The following is a 21229-nucleotide window of genomic DNA, read 5'->3' as shown; positions in this document are numbered from 1 at the left end:
GATTTGCGCTGCACACAAAACCTGTGGGAGCTAGCTGCTAGCGATGGCTGATTGAAGTGCATTGCAGAGGTTATTTGTTCCAGCGATCCGCCGCCGCATGATCACTGTCACGCCCTTCAACCCAACGCGGGCCATCACTGGTGTTTTCCTTCTTCCAGAACGGCGCGCGGGTTTTCAGGTAATCCATCACGAAGGCGCAGGCATCGAACGCTGCCTGACGGTGTGCACTGGCGGCGCCGACGAAGACGATCGGCTCACCCGGTTCCAGCGCGCCAATGCGATGCAGCACTTCCAGTTTGAGCAACGGCCAACGTTGCTCGGCCTCGGTGGCTATTTTGCCGAGGGCTTTTTCGGTCATGCCCGGATAGTGTTCGAGGAACATCCCGGCCACATCGAGCCCGTCATTGAAATCGCGCACGTACCCAACAAAACTCACCACCGCGCCGACGCCGACATTGGCGTGATGCATGGCATTGACTTCAGCTCCCGGATCGAACGCCGTGGCTTGCACGCGAATGGCCATGGCTCAGCCTCCGGTCACGGTCGGAAAGAACGCCACTTCATCGCCATCGCTGACCGGCTCGTCGAGCTGGCAGAGGTCTTCGTTGCGGGCGCACATCAGATTTTGCTCGGTCAGAACGTCGGCGCCGTCACGCTGAGCCAGCAGCAAACGCACATCGTCGACCGTGGCGAAGCTGCCTTCGACCTTCACCGAATCCACGCCCAATGCTTCGCGATAACGAGCGAAAAACTTAACGGTGATGTTCATGGCTGATCCGCCTGGAAATGACCGCTCTTGCCGCCAACCTTTTCCAGCAGCCGCACGCTTTCAATGGTCATGCCGCGATCGACGGCCTTGCACATGTCGTAGATGGTCAGCGCCGCGACACTGGCGGCGGTCAGCGCTTCCATCTCGACGCCGGTCTGCCCGGACAACTTACAGCGCGCCACGATGCGCACGCTGTCGTCGCCTTCGGCACTGAGCTCAACCTTGACGCCAGTCAGCATCAGCGGGTGGCACAGCGGAATCAAATCACTGGTTTTCTTCGCCGCCTGAATTCCGGCGATGCGCGCCACGGCGAACACATCACCCTTGGGGTGACCGCCGCTGACGATCATCTGCAGGGTCTCTGGGAGCATGCGCACCAGCGCTTGGGCCGTCGCCTCACGGAACGTCACGGCTTTTTCAGTGACGTCGACCATATTGGCGCGACCTTGGGAATCGAGATGAGTCAGCACGGAATTACTCCTGATCAGGAGCGTCGATTGTAAACCTGCGGGTCAATTTTCCGCACGCATGATTATCGGACACCCCACAACCTGTAGGCGCTGGCTTGCCAGCGATGGCGGCTTTGAATTCACCGTAGCGCTCACGACCCCATCGCCGGCAAGCTACAGGGTTGTGCGTATGGCAAAAAAAACCGGGCGGCCTGCGAGGGCCGCCCGGTTTTGGATGAAGCAATTACAAATGCGATTCGGCGTATTCGGCCAAAATCGAACGTGGCACCCCTTGCAGGGTGATGTGCACCCCGTTCGGGAAATCCTTGAAGCGTTCAGTGAGGTAGGTCAGCCCGGAACTGGTCGCGGACAGGTAAGGGGTGTCAATCTGTGCCAGGTTGCCCAGGCACACCACTTTGGAACCGGCGCCAGCACGGGTGATGATGGTTTTCATCTGGTGCGGCGTGAGGTTCTGGCATTCATCGATCAAAATCAGGCTTTGCTGGAAGCTGCGCCCCCGGATGTAGTTGAGCGATTTGAACTGCAAAGGCACCTTGCTGAGGATGTAGTCGACGCTGCCATGGGTGCTTTCGTCGTCCATGTGCAAGGCTTCGAGGTTGTCGGTGATGGCGCCCAGCCACGGCTCCATTTTTTCCGCTTCGGTGCCAGGCAGGAAGCCGATTTCCTGATCGAGGCCCTGCACGCTACGGGTAGCGATAATCCGGCGATAGCGTTTGCTGACCATGGTCTGCTCGATTGCAGCGGCCAGCGCCAGGATGGTTTTACCGGAACCGGCGGCACCGGACAGGTTGACCAGATGAATGTCCGGATCAAGCAAGGCGTACAGCGCCAGGCTCTGATAGATGTCACGTGGCTTCAGGCCCCAGGCTTCCTGGTGCAACAACGGTTCCTGGTGCAGGTCCAGAATCAGCAACTTGTCTTCTTCAATCTCCTTGATCCAGCCGACAAAACCCTGCTCATCGATGATGAACTCGTTGATGTGCACCGCCGGCAGGTTGTCGATCAGTTGCACCTGATGCCAGGTGCGGCCGTGGTCCTGACGGGTTTCGACCTTGCTCACACGGTCCCAGAAGGAACCGGTCATGTTGTGGTAACCGTTGGGCAGCAGCGACACGTCGTCGACCAGTTGGTCGGTGCTGTAGTCCTCGGCCGCGATCCCACAAGCTCGGGCCTTGAGGCGCATGTTGATGTCTTTGGTGACCAGCACCACAGGCAATTTCGGATCGCGCGCGTGCAGGTCGATCAACTGATTGATGATGATGTTGTCGTTCAAATGCTCGGGCAGAATGATGCTCGGCTCGGCACGCTTGCTCATCAGAATTGACAGCAAGCCCTTCGGCCCGCTCTTGCCCCGCTGGATCGGCACGCCCTGCTCAACGTCCTCGGGAGAGGCATCACCCAGGGTCTTGTCGATCAGGCGGATGGCCTGACGGCATTCGGCAGCCACGCTGTGATGCCCGCTCTTGAGCTTGTCGAGCTCTTCCAGCACGGTCATCGGGATGGCGACATGGTGTTCTTCGAAATTGAGCAGCGCGTTTGGATCGTGAATCAATACGTTGGTATCGAGTACATAAAGGATTGGCTGGTTGGAAGAAGAGCTACGTCCGTGATCATCCATACTCGGTCACCTTTGTGGGAGCCAGTCGACGCAATACCTTGGCGGTGCTGCGCCTCGAAGTGACTGCCGAATCTCACCTGCGGGGACTCAAGTGAACTGCATACAAAGCTGGGTCTTGGAAGACGCCACCTGTGTTGCAGGTTTCGGCGGTCTGTCTTCGTAATACTCCAAAACACATGACAGAAAAAAGCACTTTGACGTTTTTTTGAAGTTTATTTTTCAGAATGACCAATAGCACTTGGCGGACTGCCATCACCCGTTTACAGTCGGAAGTCCGCCTGTATCGAAATGTCTGCAAAAATCGCCCCCCGCCCAATGTTTACGGGCATTGCGCGATTTCAGCAAAACGCCTTCCGGCTTTCACTGGAACCCGCTCTGGCAATCCTCCCAGCCGATGCCGCTTTGCGCCGTGTGCGTAATCAGCCAGGGCAACGCCGTTTTTACCCCATCCTGCTTCACATTGAAGTTGATCACGCCATGGCGCCACAGCAGCATCAGGGTCAGTACCCGTTGCGCGCTCTGGCTGCCCTTGAGCTTGCCGGCACCGTCCTGGGCATCGATGTCCCACAGCGCCACCTGCAAGCCCTGGGACTTGAAGAAGCCTTCGGCATCGGACCGGCGCTGGCCATCCGGCGGACGGAACAGCGGTACATAGTTTTCCGGTAGTTTGCCTTTAACCAGTTCGGCGCTGCGATGTACCGAATCCTGCCAGTCCTGCCAATGGCTGTGGGAGCGGAATTCCCACCCCTGCACGCCGACACACTGCGTTGAGTACGTCGATTGCAGGCTGGCCACCGAACGCTCGGCCAGACGTGCCTGGATGTCCTTGCCGAGGACGAAGAATGTGCCGCTCATATTCGACTTTCGCAGATACTCCGTGACCCAGGCTGTGTTGTCCGGTATGGCATTCGCGGCGCTGTCGAAGGTCAGCAGAAAAAGCCGGTCATGCATCCCGTCGCCACTGCGCTCATAGTCACCGAAATGATCGACTTCACTGCTGACTTGTGGAAACAGCGCTGCCTTGCGCAACTGCTCGTCCAGGTACTGGGTATGAAACTGACGGCTCGGCTCGGCCCACTTGATGTAGTAGCTGTCTTCGCTGATCTGAAACTTGGTGGCTTGTTCGCGCAGGGTCGGCATGTCCTCGACCAGAAAACAGAACGAAGCGTCCTGATCGCAGCTTTGCTGAGCGAAGTTGTAGTTGCTCAGCAGGCGTTGCCACATATGCTGGCGCACACGGTTGATCGACTCCATGTTGATGCTGCGCAAGCCCAAACGCTGGGCCAGCGTCGGTTCGTCCAGGGCTTCGCTGGCCAGCAGTATGTGGGCGAACATCAGGATCTCCGCGCGCGAGGCCACGTCGAACAGCGTTGGATTGCTGAGCTGTTCAGGCCAAGTAGTTCGATCTAGGGTCGCCACGTCTGAGGGAGCCGCCATGGCGCCGAAGCTCAAAAGCCAGGCCGATAATAGAAAAGCGATGCGCAATGGGATGTCTCCATAACAAAACCCGCGCGGCACTATATCATCGCGAGAACGCCTCTCCCTGCAGGAGCTGGCTTGCCAGCGATGGCAGCGTGTCTGAAATACCGCATCGTCCGACTCGCCAGCAAGCCGGCGCCTACAGGCCTCGGTTGATGATGTCGATCTCTTGTCCCATGACACCACCGATCACCTATTACCCCGATAGCTGGAGTCAACAAGGACAACCCCCTAGAATCGCCCCCACGATTAAAGGAGACGACTTCATGCTGATGGTGATTTCACCCGCCAAGACCCTCGATTACGAAACACCGCCGGCGACCCAGCGTTTCACCCAGCCGCAATACCTCGACCATTCCCAGGAGTTGATCCTGCAATTGCGCGACCTGACGCCGGCGCAGATCAGCGAGTTGATGCACGTCTCCGACAAGATCGGCGGGCTCAACGCCGCGCGTTTCGGCAGCTGGACCCCGGCGTTTACGCCCGAGAATGCTAAGCAGGCTTTGCTGGCATTCAAGGGCGACGTGTACACCGGCCTGAATGCGCAAACCTTCAGCGAAGCCGATTTCGATTACGCCCAGCAGCATTTGCGCATGCTCTCCGGCCTGTACGGCCTGCTGCGCCCGCTGGACCTGATGCAACCGTACCGACTGGAAATGGGCACCAAACTGGCCAATGCCCGCGGCAAGGACCTTTATGCCTTCTGGGGCACGCGGATCAGCGAATGGCTGAACGAAGCCCTGGCCGATCAAGGCGATGACGTGCTGCTGAACCTGGCCTCCAACGAATACTTCTCGGCGGTCAAACGCAACGCCCTCAACGCTCGCATCATCAACACCGAGTTCAAGGATCTGAAGAATGGTCAGTACAAGATCATCAGTTTCTACGCGAAAAAGGCCCGCGGCATGATGAGCCGCTTCGTCATTGAAGAGCGCATCAACGATCCGGCTGCGCTCAAGCGGTTCGACGTTCAAGGCTATCGCTACAGCGCCGAGCAGTCTAAACCGGACAATCTGGTGTTCCTGCGCGATCACGCACCAGAGTGATGCACCGGGTTGGCGCACGACGTCAAAAAGCGTCGTGCGCCGCCCATTGATCCCCCCTTCTCCCCCTGCTTTTTTCGCCATTTTTATGGCGCCAGAAACCCATCAGTCTATTTTCTAACTTTAGTTTCACTCGACTTCGATCTTTTTTTTCAGTAGTGGCACTGAAAATTTTTATCAGTAGTGGCAAAAAACTATCCCCTTCGATAATCCGCCTATATACAAAGGGCGAAACGGCAAGTGCTATCAATATGAGAGCAGTGCCATCTTTCTCAATATTTCAAAAAATTTCAGATTTCATGATGAGCGGATCGGAACTATGTCCAAATGCACCGCTCATACCACCGGTAACGATTCTCACAGAGGTTGTAGGAGAAAACTTACGCAAAGCAGAGATTCATGTAGCGAAGTTGTCATATTAACTTCGGCTGACTAATCCCTGATTTGGGCAACACAAAACGGACAGGAGATAACGCTCAATGGCTATCCCCTACTAGGCCATGGCAGCGCCCCTATAAACGTGCTCACTCGAGCACCCAACCGCTTGATTTAAGGGCTTCCAGCCTGGCATTGAGCGCGCAAGATCATTGCACGAGCATCTTCTGAATAGAGGATTAGCTGCATAACAGGGCAAGTCATAACAATAAGACTTAGTTACGCACACCTTGGGTGCACTTATTTAGACACTCATAACTTATATGCCAGCACACGGCATTGTTGCGCCTGTAAGCAGCACTAGCGAGTGCACTATAAACGCTGAACACCATTAACTCCGGCCATCTAGTGGCTTGATCTATACAGAGGTAATTGCGATGCGCATCAGCATATTTGGTTTGGGTTACGTTGGCGCAGTATGTGCCGGTTGCCTGTCTGCACGGGGCCATGACGTCGTTGGCGTAGATGTTGCCAAAGACAAGATCGATATGATCAATGCCGGCAAATCGCCGATCGTTGAACCGGGCCTGGGTGAACTTCTGGCGCAAGGTATTCAGACGGGCCGCCTGCGTGGCACGACCAACTTCGCCGAGGCGATTCGTGACACCGATCTGTCGATGATCTGCGTCGGCACGCCGAGCAAGAAGAACGGCGACCTGGAACTGAACTACATCGAAGCCGTGTGCCGCGAGATCGGTTTTGTCCTGCGTGACAAGACCACCCGCCACACCATCGTGGTGCGCAGCACCGTACTGCCGGGCACCGTGGCCAACGTGGTAATCCCGATCCTCGAAGACTGCTCCGGCAAGAAGGCCGGTGTTGATTTCGGTGTTGCGGTGAACCCTGAGTTTCTGCGCGAAAGCACTGCCATCGCCGACTACGATCAGCCGCCAATGACCGTCATCGGCGAGTTCGACAAAGCGTCCGGTGACGTTCTGCAATCGCTGTACGAAGAGCTCGACGCACCGATCATCCGCAAGGACATCGCCGTTGCCGAGATGATCAAGTACACCTGCAACGTATGGCACGCCACCAAGGTGACCTTCGCCAACGAGATCGGCAACATCGCCAAGGCTGTCGGTGTCGACGGTCGTGAAGTGATGGACGTGGTTTGCCAGGACAAGACCCTGAACCTGTCCCAGTACTACATGCGCCCGGGTTTCGCCTTCGGCGGCTCGTGCCTGCCGAAAGACGTGCGTGCCCTGACCTACCGCGCCGGTTCCCTGGACGTAGAAGCGCCGCTGCTCAACTCGCTGATGCGCAGCAACGAGTCCCAGGTACAGAACGCCTTCGACATCGTCGAAAGCCACGACAAACGCAAAGTCGCCTTGCTGGGCCTGAGCTTCAAGGCCGGCACCGACGACCTGCGCGAAAGCCCGCTGGTTGATCTGGCAGAAATGCTGATCGGCAAGGGTTTCGATCTGAGCATCTACGACAGCAACGTCGAGTACGCCCGTGTCCACGGTGCGAACAAGGACTACATCGAGTCGAAGATCCCGCACGTTTCGTCGTTGCTCAACGCTGACTTTGACGACGTGATCAACAACTCCGACGTGATCATCCTCGGCAACCGTGACGAGAAATTCCGCTCCCTGGTGCAGAACGTTCCTCACGGCAAGCAAGTGATCGACCTGGTTGGCTTCATGTCCAAGGCCACCAGCGTGACTGGCCGGACCGAAGGCATCTGCTGGTAACCGGCAGGTTGTAAGCGCTTCGCGCCGATTGCCGGCAAGCCGGCTCTTACACATTCACCACAAATCTGTAGGAGCTGGCTTGCCAGCGATGGCGTACCTGAGATCGCCATCGCCGGCAAGCCGCAAGCGGGCGCCGACTCCTACAGGGGGCGCGAGACTTGCAACTGACTTTAGGATTCCGATTATGCACAGGCTAAAGCACGGCCTACTCCAGGCCGCCGGTTGGCTGTTTTACTTGAGTTTATTGATGGGCATCGCCATGGCGTTGCCTGTGTCCACGTTCGACTCCGAGTCGAAGGATTTCATTTTCCTGATTGGTATCGTCGGTATCTGGCGCTACTCGATGGGTGCCACGCACTTTCTGCGCGGCATGCTGTTTCTGTACGTGGTCTACCCGCACCTGCGGCGCAAAGTGCGCAAGCTGGGCAAAGCGGCGGACCCTTCCCACGTCTTCCTGATGGTCACCAGTTTCCGCATCGACGCCCTGACCACCGCGCAGGTCTACAGCTCGGTGATCCGCGAAGCCATCGACTGCGGCCTGCCGACCACCATGGTCTGCTCCATCGTGGAAATGTCCGACGAGCTGCTGGTGAAGAGTCTGTGGAAGCGGATGAACCCGCCACCGCACGTAAAACTCGACTTCGTGCGCATCCCCGGCACCGGCAAACGCGATGGCCTGGCCTACGGTTTCCGCGCCATTTCCCGTCACTTGCCGGATGACCGCGCCGTGGTCGCCGTGATCGATGGCGACACCGTGCTCGGCGAAGGTGTAGTGCGCAAGACCGTGCCGTGGTTCCAGCTGTTTGGCAACGTCGGCGGCCTGACCACCAACGAGTTCTGCGAAGTGCGCGGCGGCTACATCATGAGCGAATGGCACAAGCTGCGTTTCGCCCAGCGTCACATCAACATGTGCTCGATGGCCCTGTCCAAGCGCGTGCTGACCATGACCGGACGCATGTCGGTGTTCCGTGCTACCGTGGTCACCAACCCGGAATTCATCGCCGACGTGGAAAGCGACTCGCTGCAACACTGGCGCCTGGGTCGTTTCAAGTTCCTGACCGGCGACGACAAATCGAGCTGGTTCAGCCTGATGCGCCTGGGTTACGACACGTTCTACGTGCCTGATGCCGCGATCAACACCGTCGAACATCCACCGGAAAAAAGCTTCATCAAGGCCAGTCGCAAACTGATGTTCCGCTGGTACGGCAACAACCTGCGGCAGAACTCGCGTGCACTCGGCCTGGGCGTCAAACGCCTTGGCGCCTTCACCTCGGTGGTGCTGTTCGATCAGCGCGTCTCGATGTGGACTTCGCTGCTGGGCCTGACCGTGGCGATCATCGCCAGCTTCAAGTACGGCACCGCGTTCATCCTGGTGTACCTGCTGTGGATCGGCATTACCCGCCTGATCCTGACACTGTTGCTGTCCTGCTCAGGTCACCGGATCGGCCCGGCCTACCCCGCGATTCTCTATTACAACCAGATCGTTGGCGCGCTGGTGAAGATCTACGTGTTCTTCCGCCTCGACCAACAGTCCTGGACTCGCCAGCCCACTTCCCTGACCCGTGATCTCGCCAGCTTTCAACGTTGGTTCAACACCTGGTCGTCTCGGACCATGACCTTCTCCGCCGGCAGCATTTTTGTCGCCGTGCTGCTGATGATGGTCTGACCGCCCCCTTATTGAATTAACAAGGAAACCGCCCCTATGAATACCGCCGTCAACGCCAACGTAGTGCATGAATCCGAAGCCCAGCGCCAACACGCCCGCGTGAAAATCCCGGCCAAGCTGCGTTTCTTCGGTCCCGACCGTACGCCGGTCGAGGCGCGAGTGATCGACCTGTCCGCCGGTGGCCTGGCCTTCAACGCCGGTCAACTGCCATTGAAGATCGGCGACAAGTACAAGGCCCGTCTGCAATTCGTCATCGACAACCTCGGCCTGGCCATGGACGTCGAGTTGCAGGTGCGCTCCTACGATCGCGAGACCGGCCGTACCGGTTGCATGTTCCAGAACCTGGAACCGCAAGACATCTCGACCCTGCGTCACCTGATCACTTCGCACCTGGCCGGTGACATCGTCACCATCGGTGAAGTGCTGGCAACCCTGCAGCGCGACAACTTCACCAAGGCGCGCAAGATCAAGGACGGCGGCCACGGCATGAGCGCGTTCGGGCGCATGAAAGCCGTGACCTTCAGCCTGGGGATTTTCGTGGTTGGCCTGGTCGCGTTCGGCTTCATCTTCAAGTCGGTGTACGGCATGTACTTCGTCAGCCACGCCCAGGCCGGCCTGGTCAGCGTGCCCGGTGTGAACATCACCATGCCGCGCGACGGTACCGTGCAGAGCCTGGTGAAATCCGATGGCGTGGCCGCCAAAGGTGCACCGCTGGCGACCTTCAGCACCAGCATGCTCGACGTGCTCAAGGGTCATCTGGAAGGCGATCAACTGGCCCCGGCCAAGGTTGAAGAACTGTTCGGCAAGCAAATGACCGGCACCCTGACCTCGCCGTGCGACTGCACCGTGGCCCAGCAGATGGTCGCCAACGGTCAGTACGCCAGCAAGGGCGACGTGATCTTCCAACTGGTGCCGCGCAATACCGAAGCCAACGTCGAAGCGCGCTTCTCCTACCGCCAGTTCGGCGACGTGCTGCCAGGCGCCCCGGTGCGCTTCCAGATCGCCGGCGAAGACAAGACCCGCACCGGCAAGATCGTCAGCAGCACCAGCCTGAAAAGCGCCGATTTGTCGTCCGACATCCGCGTCCTGATCCAGCCTGACGAAGCACTCGACAGCGCCCTCGCCGGTCGCCCGGTGGAAGTGAGCAGCGACCGTGGCCCGAACTTGAACTGGCTGATCGATAAAGCCATGGCTGCTGGTCTGTAACCGGAGGACATGCCCGTGACTATCATCAGTCTCCTGAGAACACCGAGATCCCTGTGGGAGCTGGCTTGCCAGCGATCGGTTCAACCTGGTTTACCTGATGCACCGCAGCGCCTGAATCGCTGGCAAGCCAGCTCCTACAGGGGGCATGTGGTGTGCTCGCTGGCTTTGGCAGTCAGCCTCGCCGGTTGCGCCGGCCTGCCAGACCAACGTCTGGCCAACGAAGCCCTCAAGCGTGGCGATACCGCCACCGCGGCGGCGAATTACCAGCAACTGGCAGACCTGGGCTACAGCGAAGCCCAGGTCGGTCTGGCTGACATTCAAGTCGACAGCCGCGACCCGGCGCAGATGAAACAGGCCGAAGCGACTTACCGCGCCGCCGCCAGTGTTTCGCCGCGTGCCCAGGCGCGACTCGGTCGTCTGCTGGTGGCCAAGCCCGGTTCTACCGAAGCTGAACAGCACGAAGCCGAAGGCCTGTTGAAAAAGGCCTCGGCCGCCGGCGAAGGCAACACCCTGATCCCGTTGGCGATGCTGTACCTGCAATACCCGCACAGTTTTCCCAACGTGAATGCGCAACAGCAAATCAGCCAATGGCGCGCCGAAGGCAAACCGGAAGCGGGTCTGGCGCAAGTGCTGCTCTATCGCACCCAAGGCACCTACGACCAGCACCTCGACGAGGTCGAAAGCATCTGCAAAGCGGCGCTGAATACCACCGACATCTGCTACGTCGAACTGGCCACGGTCTACCAGAAACAAGGTAAAGCCGAACAACAAGCCGAGCTGATCAAGCAGATGCAAGCGGCACACAGTCGCGGCACCGTCAGCGCTCAACGAGTGGACAGTGTGGCTCGCGTACTGGGCGATGCGAGCCTGGGCAAGACCGACGAAAAAACCGCGCAATCGCTGTTCGAAGACATCGCCCCCGGCTACCCCGCTTCCTGGGTCAGCCTGGCGCAACTGCTTTACGACTTCCCGGAACTCGGCGATGTCGACCAGATGATGAAGTACCTGGACAACGGCCGTGCTGCCGACCAGCCGCGCGCCGAGCTGTTGCTGGGCAAGCTCTACTACGAAGGCAAGATGGTTCCGGCCGACGCCAAGGTCGCCGAAGAACACTTCCAGAAAGCCGTCGGCCGCGAAGTCGCCGCCGACTATTACCTCGGCCAGATCTATCGCCGTGGCTACCTGGGCAAGGTCTATCCGCAGAAAGCGCTGGATCACCTGCTGACCGCCGCACGCAACGGCCAGAACAGCGCTGACTTCGCCATTGCCCAACTGTTTTCCCAAGGCAAAGGCACCAAGCCTGACCCGCTCAATGCGTACGTCTTCAGCCAATTGGCCAAGGCCCAGAACACCCCGCAAGCCACCGAGCTTGCGCAAACACTCGAAGCTCAACTGCCGCCTGCGCAGCTCGCCGAGGCACAGCGTCTGTTGAAACAAGAACAGGCAACTCGTGGTGCCTTGAGCCAGAACACGCTGCAACTGCACGCCCTGCAAGAAGAAGGCGGTGAGGAATCCCTATGAAGTTGAATCCATTCATGAAGGCCGGTATCGGCCTGACGTTCGCATTGATCTGGTCCTGCCCGACACTGGCCGCGATGACGGAAGAAACCAAGAACTTCGGCCTGGACGTGAAAATCACCGGCCAGTCCGAAGACGACCGTGACCTCGGTACCCAGGGCGGCGGCGACGTCAACGGCGTCGGCCTCGACCTTCGCCCTTGGGTCTATGGCGAAAGCGGTGCATGGAGCGGCTACGCGATGGGTCAGGCGGTGACGTCCACCGACATCATCGAGACCGACACCCTGCAGCAATCCGGCAGCGACGGCACGCAGAACACCGACAACGATGACCGCAAGACCAAGAAAAACTACTTGGCGATGCGCGAGTTCTGGGTCGGCTACAGCGGCTTCACGCCCTACCCTGGCGAGATCCTGAAATTCGGTCGTCAGCGCCTGCACAACGACGACGGTCAATGGCGCGACACCAACATCGAAGCCTTGAACTGGACCTTCGACACCACCCTGTTGCGCGCCAATGCCGGTATCGCCGAACGCTTCAGCGAGTACCGCACTGACCTGAAAGAGCTGGCCCCCGAAGACAAGGATCGCCTGCACGCTTTCGCCGATGCCGAGTACCAATGGACCCCGGGTCACTGGGCCGGCATTCGCGGTCATCACACCCACGATGACGGCAAGCTCGACTATGCCGAACCTGGCGTTCCCGCTGATTCACTGGATAAGAAACAGAACGGCGACATCAGCTGGCTGGGCCTGCAGGCCAACAGCGATGCCTACAACTGGCGCAACACCAACACCGTCAATTACTGGGGCAGCATCACCGGCATGAGCGGCGACCGCGACACGGTCAACCCGTTGAACGCCGATGGCACCGCACCCGCGCAAGCCAAGCGCAGCGGCGATGTCGACGGCTGGGCCACCGACCTCGGAGTGCGCCTGCGCCTCGATCCGCAGTGGCAAGTCGGTGCGGCCTACGCCCGCGCCAGCGAGGATTACGAACAGAACGGCCTGGAAAGCAACCGCTCGAACTACACCGGTACCCGCTCGCGCGTGCATCGTTTCGGCGAGGCCTTCCGTGGCGAAATGAACAACATGCAATCGGCCACGCTGTTCGGTTCGTGGATGCTTAACGACGAATACGACGCCAGCCTGATCTACCACAAATTCTGGCGCGTCGACGGCAACAAGCCAGTCGGCAGCAACGGCATCGACGCCGTGCAGAACAACACCGACGACGTGACCGGCGCGATCCTTTCCAGCACCTCCCTGCCACTGAACGATGGTGAAAAAGACCTCGGCCAGGAGATGGATCTGGTGGTCACCAAGTACTTCAAACAAGGCCTGTTGCCGGCTGCATTGAGCCAGAAGATCGATGAGCCTTCGGCCCTGGTGCGTTTGCGTGGCGGTGTGTTCAAGCCCGGCGATGCCTACGGCAAAGAAGTCGATTCGTACATGCACCGCGCGTTCATCGACGTGATCTGGCGCTTCTGATGCACATTGCGAAGGGAGTCCCCGACATGAACAGTGCCAAGAAAGGTTCTTTGACCTTGCTGGCCGGCGCGATGCTGCTGGCGAGTGCGGCTGCCTTCGCCAATGTGGAGCCGGCGGAGCCTCAACCAGGCAAGCCGGCCACCGTGGCCAAAGAACTGCAACAAGCCAAGACCTACACCGTCAGCAGCGCACCGACCGCGCCGCTGGAACTGGCCACGCCGAAGCTGCCGGACGTTTCCGGCTACACCGCCGAAGCCATCGCCGCGAAAGTCGTGCGCAGCAAGGCCGGTAAAATCAGCGTGCGCCGGATGATGCAGGAAGACGCCTTGAAGGACTTCATCGGCGGCGACAACAAGATGGCCGAATGGGTGGTGCGCCAGCACGGCATCCCGCAGGCGATCTTCGTCGACGACGGCTACATGAACCTCAAGGACCTGGCCAAGAAGCTGCCCAAGCAGTACTTCAGCGAAACCTCGCCGGGTGTGTTCCTGGCGAAACTGCCGATCGTGGTCGGTCGCCACGGCATTCTGGAAATCGACAAGCAGACCGAGGAATTGCGCCTGTCCCAAGAGGCCGGTTCGTTCCTGGTCAACGACGGCCAGTTGTTTGTGCGTGATACCAAGATCACGGGCTGGAGCGAGAAGGTAAACGGCCCGGCGGCCTTCAAGTCGCCGAAGGAATTCCGTCCGTTCCTGTTGTCCTGGGGCGGCACCGAGACCTACATCGCCAACAGCAAAATCGCCAGTTTCGGCTACGCCAACAGTAAGTCCTACGGCGTGAGTATTTCCCAATACACGCCGAACATGGCCAAGGTGCTCAAGCGTCCTGAACCGAGCGGCTGGATCGTCGGTTCCGAATTCTCGGACATGTGGTACGGCTTCTACTGCTACGAAACCCGCGACTTCGTGGTCAAGGGCAACACCTACAAAGACAACATCGTCTACGGTATCGACCCGCACGACCGTTCCCACGGTTTGATCATCGCCGACAACACGGTGTACGGGACCAAGAAGAAGCACGGGATCATTATTTCCCGTGAGGTCAACGACAGCTTCATCTTCAACAACCGCAGCTACGACAACAAGTTGTCGGGCCTGGTGATCGACCGTAACAGCGTCAACAACATCATTGCCCACAACGAGATCTACCAGAACCACACCGACGGCATCACCCTCTACGAGAGTGCCGACAACCTGCTGTGGGGCAACAAGGTGATCAGCAACCGTCGTCACGGCATCCGCATTCGTAACAGCGTGAACATTCGCCTCTACGAAAACGTCGCCATGGCCAATGGCCTGACCGGCGTCTACGGCCACATCAAGGACCTGACCAACACCGACCGCGACATCAAGCTCGACCCGTTCGACGCCCAGGTGTCGCTGATCGTGGTGGGCGGTGAACTGGCGGCCAACGGCAGCGGCCCGCTGTCCATCGACTCGCCGCTGAGCGTCGAGTTGTATCGCGTGTCCATGCTCGCCCCGACCAAATCCAGTGGCATCAGCTTCTCGGGGATTCTCGGCGAGCGCCAGGATGAAATTCTCGACCTGCTGGTGCGCCAGCAGAAAGCCGTGCTGATCGACCCTGTCGAACGCCAGACCGAAATGCGGGACTGAGGATAATTTTATGCACCCACACTTGATCAAATTACTCAGCCTGTCGGCCCTGACCGCCGGCATTCTCGCCGCCAGCAGTGGCGCGCGTGCGGATGAAGTCCAGGCGCCCAAGTTCTCTGCCGAACCGTGCTGCAGCCTGTGCCCGGCGGCTCACGACGCGAAGAACTACACCACCCGTTATCAGCAGAACTTCACCACGCTGGTGCAGGCGCAGGGCGACTGGTTGTTCCGGACCCAGGAAGACTTGCGCACCGAATTCGACACCACCCCCGCCGGCTACAAACGCATGAAGCAACTGCACGATGCGTTCAAGAGCAAAGGCGTGGAACTGGTGGTTGTGTACCAGCCAACCCGTGGCCTGGTGAACCGCAACAAGTTGAACCCGGCGGAAAAAGCCAGCTTCGATTTCGACAAGGCACTGAAGAACTACAAGACCATGCTCGGCCGTTTCGCGCAGATGGGTTACGTGGTGCCGGACCTGTCGCCGCTGACCAACGAGTCGCTGCCCGACACCCTGCCTGCCCACGACTTCTACTTCCGTGGCGACCAACACTGGACGCCGTACGGCGCCCAGCGCACAGCGAAAATCGTCGCCGAAAAGGTCAAGCAGATTCCAGCCTTCGCAGACATTCCCAAGCGTGAATTCGAGACCCATAAGTCGGGTCGCATGGGCAAGACCGGAACATTGCACAACATGGCCGGTCAACTCTGTGGCACCAGCTACGCGATCCAGTACATGGATCAATTCACCACCGAGCCGAAAGGCGAAGCAGGCGATGGCGATCTGTTCGGCGATTCCGGCAATCCGGAAATCACCCTGGTCGGTACCAGCCACAGTGGCAAGAACTACAACTTCGCCGGTTTCCTCGAAGAGGCCATCGGCGCCGACATTCTCAACGTGGCGTTCCCCGGCGGTGGCCTGGAAGGCTCGATGCTGCAGTACCTGGGCAGCGAAGAGTTCCAGAAGAAGCCGCCGAAGATTCTCATCTGGGAATTCTCGCCGCTTTATCGTCTCGACCAGGAAACCATCTACCGCCAGATGATGGCGCTGCTGGACAACGGTTGCGAAGGCAAGGATGCACAGATGTCCGGCAGCACCACATTGAAACCGGGCAAGAACGAACTGATGGTCAACAGCAAAAACCTGAACCTGCAAAACGCCAGTCACCAGGTCGACATCCGCTTCGCCGATACCTCGGTGAAAACCTTGCAAGCCACCCTCTGGTACATGAACGGGCGCCACGAGGACATCAAGATCGACAAACCGGAAACCTCCGACACTGACGGACGTTTCGCCTTCGAGTTGCGCACGGACGAAGACTGGGCCTCGCAGAATCTGCTGGCCGTCGAAATCCAGGGCCCGGAAAAAACCGACGCTGCGCCACTAAAAGTCGAAGCGAAAATCTGCAAACGCAACGTATTCCCGGGCGCGGAGCAACGTACCGCTTCGGCCGGGCAATGAGGTCTGCTATGCGCAATCCGAAACTTGCAACACTGACGCTTTTGAGCCTGGCGATGTTCGCCGGTGCTACCCAGGCCGCAGCGCCATTGCGCCCGCCACAGGGTTACTTTGCGCCGATCGAGAAAGTCAAAACCGGCGACAAGAGTGAAGGCTGCGATGCCATGCCAGCGCCGTACACCGGCTCGCTGCAATTTCGCAGCAAGTACGAAGGTTCGGACAAGGCGCGCTCGACCCTGAACGTGCAGTCGGAAAAAGCCTTCCGCGACAGCACCGCCGACATCACCAAGATCGAGCGCGGCACCAGCAAGCGTGTGATGCAGTTCATGCGTGACGGTCGTCCGGAACAACTGGAGTGCACGCTCAATTGGCTGACAGCGTGGGCCAAGGCCGATGCATTGATGTCCAAGGACTTCAACCACACCGGCAAGTCCATGCGCAAATGGGCGTTGGGCAGCATGGCGTCTTCGTACATTCGCCTGAAGTTTTCCGACTCCCATCCGCTGGCCAACCATCAGCAAGAATCGCAGCTGATCGAAGCCTGGTTCAGCAAAATGGCCGATCAGGTGGTCAGCGACTGGGACAACCTGCCGCTGGAAAAAACCAACAACCACTCGTACTGGGCTGCCTGGTCGGTGATGGCAACGTCCGTCGCCACCAACCGCCGCGACCTGTTTGACTGGGCCGTGAAGGAATACAAGGTCGGCGCCAATCAGGTCGATGCGGACGGCTACCTGCCGAACGAACTCAAGCGCCAGCAACGCGCCCTCGCCTATCACAACTACGCCCTGCCACCGCTGGCGATGATCGCCAGTTTCGCTCAGGTCAATGGCGTGGACCTGCGACAGGAAAACAACAGCGCGCTGAAACGCCTGGGTGATCGTGTACTCGCCGGGGTGAAAGATCCGGACGAATTCGAGGAAAAGAACGGCAAGAAACAGGACATGACCGACCTCAAGGTCGACTCGAAATTCGCCTGGCTCGAACCGTTCTGCACCCTCTACACCTGCACGCCGGATGTGCTGGAGAAGAAGCACGACATGCAGCCGTTCAAGACCTTCCGCCTCGGCGGCGACCTGACCAAGGTCTACGACCCGGCCAATGAAAAGGGCAAGGGTTCTTAAGACAACGCACTCCCCTGTAGGAGCTGGCTTGCCAGCGATGCGGTGGGTCGGTCGACATCTTTCTCGGATGTGCCGACGCCATCGCTGGCAAGCCAGCTCCTACAGGGATCGCGGCGGTTTTGAATGCAATACATCCCCCCGGTTTTGGATGGGGGGTTTGGGGGGGCCGTTGGCCCTTGAATGTTGGTTAAACATGGAGAGATCGGGATGGTATTTTCATCCAACGTGTTCCTGTTTCTGTTCTTGCCGATCTTTCTCGGCTTGTACTACCTGAGCGGGCAACGCTATCGCAACTTGCTGCTGCTGATCGCCAGCTACGTGTTCTACGCCTGGTGGCGTGTGGACTTTCTCGCACTGTTCGCGGCGGTCACGCTGTGGAACTACTGGATCGGCCTCAAAGTCGGTGCCGCCGGTGTGCGGACCAAACCGGCCCAGCGCTGGCTGTTGCTCGGCGTGGCCGTCGACCTGTGCATCCTCGGCTACTTCAAGTACGCCAACTTCGGCGTCGACAGCATCAACGCGATGATGACGTCGGTGGGCCTTTCGCCGTTCATCCTGACCCACGTGCTGTTGCCGATCGGCATCTCGTTCTACATCTTCGAGTCCATCAGCTACATCATCGATGTCTACCGTGGCGACACTCCGGCGACCCGCAACCTGATCGACTTTGCGGCGTTCGTGGCGATCTTCCCGCACTTGATTGCCGGCCCGGTGTTGCGTTTCCGCGACCTCGCCGACCAGTTCAACAACCGCACCCACACCCTCGACAAATTCTCCGAGGGCTGCACGCGGTTCATGCAGGGTTTCATCAAGAAGGTCTTCATCGCCGACACCCTCGCGGTGGTGGCCGACCATTGCTTTGCCCTGCAAAACCCGACCACGGGCGATGCCTGGCTCGGCGCGCTGGCGTACACCGCGCAGCTGTATTTCGACTTCTCCGGCTACAGCGACATGGCCATCGGCCTGGGCTTGATGATGGGTTTCCGCTTCATGGAAAACTTCAAGCAGCCGTACATCAGCCAGTCGATCACCGAGTTCTGGCGTCGCTGGCACATCAGCCTGTCGACCTGGCTGCGTGACTATCTGTACATCACGCTCGGCGGTAACCGTAAAGGCACACTGATGACCTATCGCAACCTGTTCCTGACCATGCTGCTCGGTGGTCTGTGGCACGGCGCGAACATCACCTACATCGTCTGGGGTGCGTGGCACGGCATGTGGCTGGCGATTGAAAAAGCGCTGGGCCTGAACACTTCGCCACGCAGCATCAACCCGATCCGCTGGGCATTGACCTTCCTGCTGGTGGTGATGGGCTGGGTGATCTTCCGTGCGGAAAACCTGCACGTTGCCGGTCGCATGTACGGCGCGATGTTCAGCTTCGGCGACTGGTCGCTGTCGGAACTCAACCAGGCCAGCCTGACCGGCCTGCAAGTGGCAACGCTGATCGTGGCTTACGTGACCCTGGCGTTCTTCGGCCTGCGCGACTTCTACACCAATCAGCCGCCAGCGAAGACCAAACCTGCCGTGAACGTCGACAGCGACGGCCCGGCCGCCAGCGAACCGGGCCTGATCAAGGCAGCGCCTGGGGATAACCCGGCGAACATCCATCAGCCTGGCTACACCGTTGGCGTCGACGCTCAGGTGCAACCGGCTTACTGGACTGCTGACTGGTCGCGCTACGCAATGCGTGCGCTGGTACTGCTGCTGTTCATCGCCTCGATTCTCAAACTCTCGGCGCAAAGCTTCTCGCCGTTCCTTTACTTCCAGTTCTGAGGGATCTGACCATGACCCGCTCATTACGCATCTTCTACATCGCCTTGTTCCTGGTGACCCTGCTGGCCCTGGGCCTGTGGTCGGTTCGCAGCTTCCTCGGTTTCAGCACCAACGCTGATGCGACGGTGCTCAACGGTCGCTGGACCAAGGCTGTGGAGACGCACTACGACGAAGAGTTTCCGATCAAGCGCCTGGGCACCAACCTCTGGGCGGCGCTGGATTTCAAACTGTTCAACGAAGGTCGTCCGGGCGTTGTGCTCGGTCGCGACCAGTGGTTGTACAGCGATGAAGAATTCCACCCGATCGTCAACGAAGAGCTGAACCTGCAAGGCAACTACGCGCTGGTCGAAGGCGTGCGCCAGACCCTGAAAGAGAAAGGCGTGCAACTGGTGATGGCGGTGGTTCCGGCCAAGGTGCGCCTGTACCCGGAACACCTCGGCGAGGTTAAACCGGCCAGCATCCACGCCAACCTCTACCAGGACTTCCACAAGCGCCTGGCGGCAGACCGGATCCCTGCGCCTGACCTGCTCGGCCCGTTGCAAGCCGCCAAGAACAACGGCAAGCAAGTGTTCCTGCGCACCGACACCCATTGGACTCCGGAAGGTGCCGAAATCGCCGCCAACCGCCTGGCCAAGACCATTGCCGACAAATTCCCGCTGAGCGGTGACCCGCAAAACTTCGTCACCGAGCCTGCGGAGAAAGTCACGCACAAGGGCGACCTGCGTCTGTTCCTGCCGCTGGACCCGCTGTTCGAAAACCTGATGCCGGCGCAAGAGCCATTGCAGAAACGCAACACCGTGGCGGCTGAAGACCAGCCGGCCGGTGACGACGCACTGTTCGCCAACACCGAAGTACCCGTTGCGCTGATCGGCACCAGCTACAGCGCCAACCCCAACTGGAACTTCGTCGGCGCACTCAAACAAGCCCTGCGCAGCGACGTGGTCAATTACGCCGAAGACGGCCACGGCCCGATTCTGCCGATGCTCAGCTACCTGAAAAGTGACGCTTTCAAGAACAGCCCGCCACAAGTGCTGATCTGGGAGTTCCCTGAACGATATCTGCCTGTGAACAACGAAATCGGCGACGCCGACCCGCAGTGGGTCGCAGAGCTTAAACAAGCCGGCGCCCGCCAACAAAACGTAGCAATCAACGCTAAATCCGAGACGCCCGACCGGGCGCAAAACTGAAAGAGAGAGGTACTACCATGACTTTCACGACTACTCCTCGTCGTCTCGCCAAGACCTTCGCCCTCGTTGCTGGTATGAGTGTGCTTTCGATGCAGGCATTCGCCGGTGGCGACGCCGCGCTGTACGGTCCGACTGCTCCGAAAGGCTCGACCTTCGTGCGTATCTATAACGCCGGCAACTCCGAAGTCAGCGCCACCGTTGGCAGCACCAACCTGGCCGACGTCGCGCCGCTGTCCAGCAGTGACTTCAGCTTCATGCCGGGTGGCGACTACAGCGCCAAGGTCGGCAGCCAGACCCTGCCGGTGAAGCTGGCCGGCGACCACTATTACACCCTGGTCAACAACGCCAGCGGCGCGCCGCAACTGATTGAAGAGCCGCCGTTCAAGAACAAGCAGAAGTCCCTGGTCCGCGTGCAGAACCTCAGCGACAAGGCACTGACCCTGAAAACCGCCGACGGCAAGACTGACGTGGTGCCGAACGTGGCCGCCAAGGGCCGTGGCGAACGTGAAATCAACCCGGTGAAAGTCAGCCTGGCGCTATACGATGGTGACAAGAAAGTCGGCGACGTGAAACCGGTCGCGCTGGAACGCGGTGAAGCCGCCGTGCTGTACGTCACCGGTAACGGCAGCAGCCTGTCGCCGGTCTGGGTAAAACGCCCGGTATCGACGCGCTAATTAATTTCCCG

At 59.2% G+C, this 21229-nt stretch carries 17 protein-coding genes; 12 read left to right on the top strand and 5 right to left on the bottom strand.

Translation table 11 applies throughout. The features are described from left to right. Positions 1 to 70: 70 nt before the first annotated feature. From moaE to ABVN21_RS00420, 5 genes are all read right to left on the bottom strand, one after another. Positions 71 to 523 carry a molybdopterin synthase catalytic subunit MoaE gene (moaE, locus tag ABVN21_RS00440; RefSeq protein ID WP_339556567.1) on the bottom strand — a complete coding sequence of 151 codons (453 nt, stop codon included), beginning with the start codon at positions 521 to 523 and terminating at the stop codon, positions 71 to 73. Positions 524 to 526: 3 nt separating this feature from the next. Then, positions 527 to 769 (bottom strand): MoaD/ThiS family protein, encoded by a 243-nt coding sequence (locus ABVN21_RS00435; RefSeq protein ID WP_339556566.1) that lies wholly within the window; start codon positions 767 to 769, stop codon positions 527 to 529. Continuing rightward, positions 766 to 1239 carry a cyclic pyranopterin monophosphate synthase MoaC gene (gene moaC, locus ABVN21_RS00430; RefSeq protein ID WP_034148967.1) on the bottom strand — a complete coding sequence of 158 codons (474 nt, stop codon included), beginning with the start codon at positions 1237 to 1239 and terminating at the stop codon, positions 766 to 768. The genes ABVN21_RS00435 and moaC overlap by 4 nt, the downstream gene beginning before the upstream one ends. A 223-nt stretch (positions 1240 to 1462) precedes the next feature. Beyond that, positions 1463 to 2857 (bottom strand): PhoH family protein, encoded by a 1395-nt coding sequence (locus ABVN21_RS00425; RefSeq protein WP_339556565.1) that lies wholly within the window; start codon positions 2855 to 2857, stop codon positions 1463 to 1465. A 360-nt stretch (positions 2858 to 3217) separates the two neighbouring features. Beyond that, positions 3218 to 4342, bottom strand: a complete 1125-nt coding sequence (locus tag ABVN21_RS00420) for a polysaccharide deacetylase family protein (RefSeq protein WP_339556564.1) — start codon at positions 4340 to 4342, stop codon at positions 3218 to 3220. 260 nt (positions 4343 to 4602) lie between these two features. On the opposite strand from ABVN21_RS00420, the gene yaaA reads away from it, so the two are divergent. The 12 genes from yaaA (at position 4603) to ABVN21_RS00360 (ending at position 21218) form a co-directional block, all read left to right on the top strand. Continuing rightward, positions 4603 to 5382: a peroxide stress protein YaaA gene (gene yaaA, locus ABVN21_RS00415; RefSeq protein ID WP_339556563.1), complete on the top strand. Its 780-nt coding sequence runs from the start codon at positions 4603 to 4605 to the stop codon at positions 5380 to 5382. Positions 5383 to 6191: 809 nt separating this feature from the next. Next, entirely contained in the window at positions 6192 to 7508 is a 1317-nt protein-coding gene (locus ABVN21_RS00410) for a nucleotide sugar dehydrogenase (protein WP_339554782.1), read from the top strand. A gap of 181 nt (positions 7509 to 7689) precedes the next feature. Further along, complete coding sequence (gene alg8 / locus ABVN21_RS00405) at positions 7690 to 9174, top strand: mannuronan synthase (protein WP_339554789.1); 1485 nt, start codon at positions 7690 to 7692, stop codon at positions 9172 to 9174. 36 nt (positions 9175 to 9210) lie between these two features. Continuing rightward, positions 9211 to 10380 (top strand): alginate biosynthesis protein Alg44, encoded by a 1170-nt coding sequence (locus ABVN21_RS00400; RefSeq protein WP_339554781.1) that lies wholly within the window; start codon positions 9211 to 9213, stop codon positions 10378 to 10380. 9 nt (positions 10381 to 10389) lie between these two features. Continuing rightward, positions 10390 to 11901 carry an alginate biosynthesis TPR repeat lipoprotein AlgK gene (gene algK / locus ABVN21_RS00395; protein WP_339554780.1) on the top strand — a complete coding sequence of 504 codons (1512 nt, stop codon included), beginning with the start codon at positions 10390 to 10392 and terminating at the stop codon, positions 11899 to 11901. After that, positions 11898 to 13388 (top strand): alginate export family protein, encoded by a 1491-nt coding sequence (locus ABVN21_RS00390; RefSeq protein WP_339554779.1) that lies wholly within the window; start codon positions 11898 to 11900, stop codon positions 13386 to 13388. Before algK ends, ABVN21_RS00390 begins: the two co-directional genes overlap by 4 nt. A 26-nt stretch (positions 13389 to 13414) precedes the next feature. Next, positions 13415 to 15001 (top strand): mannuronan 5-epimerase AlgG, encoded by a 1587-nt coding sequence (gene algG, locus ABVN21_RS00385; RefSeq protein WP_339554778.1) that lies wholly within the window; start codon positions 13415 to 13417, stop codon positions 14999 to 15001. 10 nt (positions 15002 to 15011) lie between these two features. After that, positions 15012 to 16463 (top strand): alginate O-acetyltransferase, encoded by a 1452-nt coding sequence (locus tag ABVN21_RS00380; protein ID WP_339554777.1) that lies wholly within the window; start codon positions 15012 to 15014, stop codon positions 16461 to 16463. Between the two features lie 8 nt (positions 16464 to 16471). Continuing rightward, entirely contained in the window at positions 16472 to 17584 is a 1113-nt protein-coding gene (locus ABVN21_RS00375) for a mannuronate-specific alginate lyase (RefSeq protein WP_339554776.1), read from the top strand. Positions 17585 to 17791: 207 nt separating this feature from the next. Further along, the gene (locus ABVN21_RS00370; protein ID WP_339554775.1) at positions 17792 to 19357 is read left to right on the top strand and encodes an MBOAT family protein; all 1566 of its coding nucleotides are present in this window, start codon (positions 17792 to 17794) and stop codon (positions 19355 to 19357) included. A gap of 11 nt (positions 19358 to 19368) precedes the next feature. Beyond that, positions 19369 to 20544, top strand: a complete 1176-nt coding sequence (locus tag ABVN21_RS00365) for an alginate O-acetyltransferase (RefSeq protein WP_339554774.1) — start codon at positions 19369 to 19371, stop codon at positions 20542 to 20544. Between the two features lie 17 nt (positions 20545 to 20561). Continuing rightward, positions 20562 to 21218 carry an alginate O-acetyltransferase AlgF gene (locus ABVN21_RS00360; RefSeq protein WP_339554773.1) on the top strand — a complete coding sequence of 219 codons (657 nt, stop codon included), beginning with the start codon at positions 20562 to 20564 and terminating at the stop codon, positions 21216 to 21218. Positions 21219 to 21229 lie beyond the last annotated feature (11 nt).

Source organism: Pseudomonas sp. MYb327 (assembly GCF_040438925.1).
In the GTDB taxonomy this organism is placed as follows: Bacteria; Pseudomonadota; Gammaproteobacteria; order Pseudomonadales; family Pseudomonadaceae; genus Aquipseudomonas.
Note: the sequence above shows the minus strand (reverse complement) of the source record. Positions and strands in the feature narration are given on the sequence as shown.

Excerpts from the sequence above, each read along its gene's own strand:
- moaE (WP_339556567.1), bottom strand. The coding sequence starts at position 523 with ATGGCCATTCGCGTGCAAGCCACGGCGTTCGATCCGGGAGCTGAAGTC.
- ABVN21_RS00390 (WP_339554779.1), top strand. The coding sequence starts at position 11,898 with ATGAAGTTGAATCCATTCATGAAGGCCGGTATCGGCCTGACGTTCGCA.
- ABVN21_RS00435 (WP_339556566.1), bottom strand. The coding sequence starts at position 769 with ATGAACATCACCGTTAAGTTTTTCGCTCGTTATCGCGAAGCATTGGGC.
- algK (WP_339554780.1), top strand. The coding sequence starts at position 10,390 with ATGCCCGTGACTATCATCAGTCTCCTGAGAACACCGAGATCCCTGTGG.
- ABVN21_RS00370 (WP_339554775.1), top strand. The coding sequence starts at position 17,792 with ATGGTATTTTCATCCAACGTGTTCCTGTTTCTGTTCTTGCCGATCTTT.
- ABVN21_RS00375 (WP_339554776.1), top strand. The coding sequence starts at position 16,472 with ATGCGCAATCCGAAACTTGCAACACTGACGCTTTTGAGCCTGGCGATG.
- ABVN21_RS00410 (WP_339554782.1), top strand. The coding sequence starts at position 6,192 with ATGCGCATCAGCATATTTGGTTTGGGTTACGTTGGCGCAGTATGTGCC.
- ABVN21_RS00425 (WP_339556565.1), bottom strand. The coding sequence starts at position 2,857 with ATGGATGATCACGGACGTAGCTCTTCTTCCAACCAGCCAATCCTTTAT.
- ABVN21_RS00365 (WP_339554774.1), top strand. The coding sequence starts at position 19,369 with ATGACCCGCTCATTACGCATCTTCTACATCGCCTTGTTCCTGGTGACC.
- algG (WP_339554778.1), top strand. The coding sequence starts at position 13,415 with ATGAACAGTGCCAAGAAAGGTTCTTTGACCTTGCTGGCCGGCGCGATG.
- ABVN21_RS00360 (WP_339554773.1), top strand. The coding sequence starts at position 20,562 with ATGACTTTCACGACTACTCCTCGTCGTCTCGCCAAGACCTTCGCCCTC.
- yaaA (WP_339556563.1), top strand. The coding sequence starts at position 4,603 with ATGCTGATGGTGATTTCACCCGCCAAGACCCTCGATTACGAAACACCG.
- ABVN21_RS00380 (WP_339554777.1), top strand. The coding sequence starts at position 15,012 with ATGCACCCACACTTGATCAAATTACTCAGCCTGTCGGCCCTGACCGCC.
- ABVN21_RS00400 (WP_339554781.1), top strand. The coding sequence starts at position 9,211 with ATGAATACCGCCGTCAACGCCAACGTAGTGCATGAATCCGAAGCCCAG.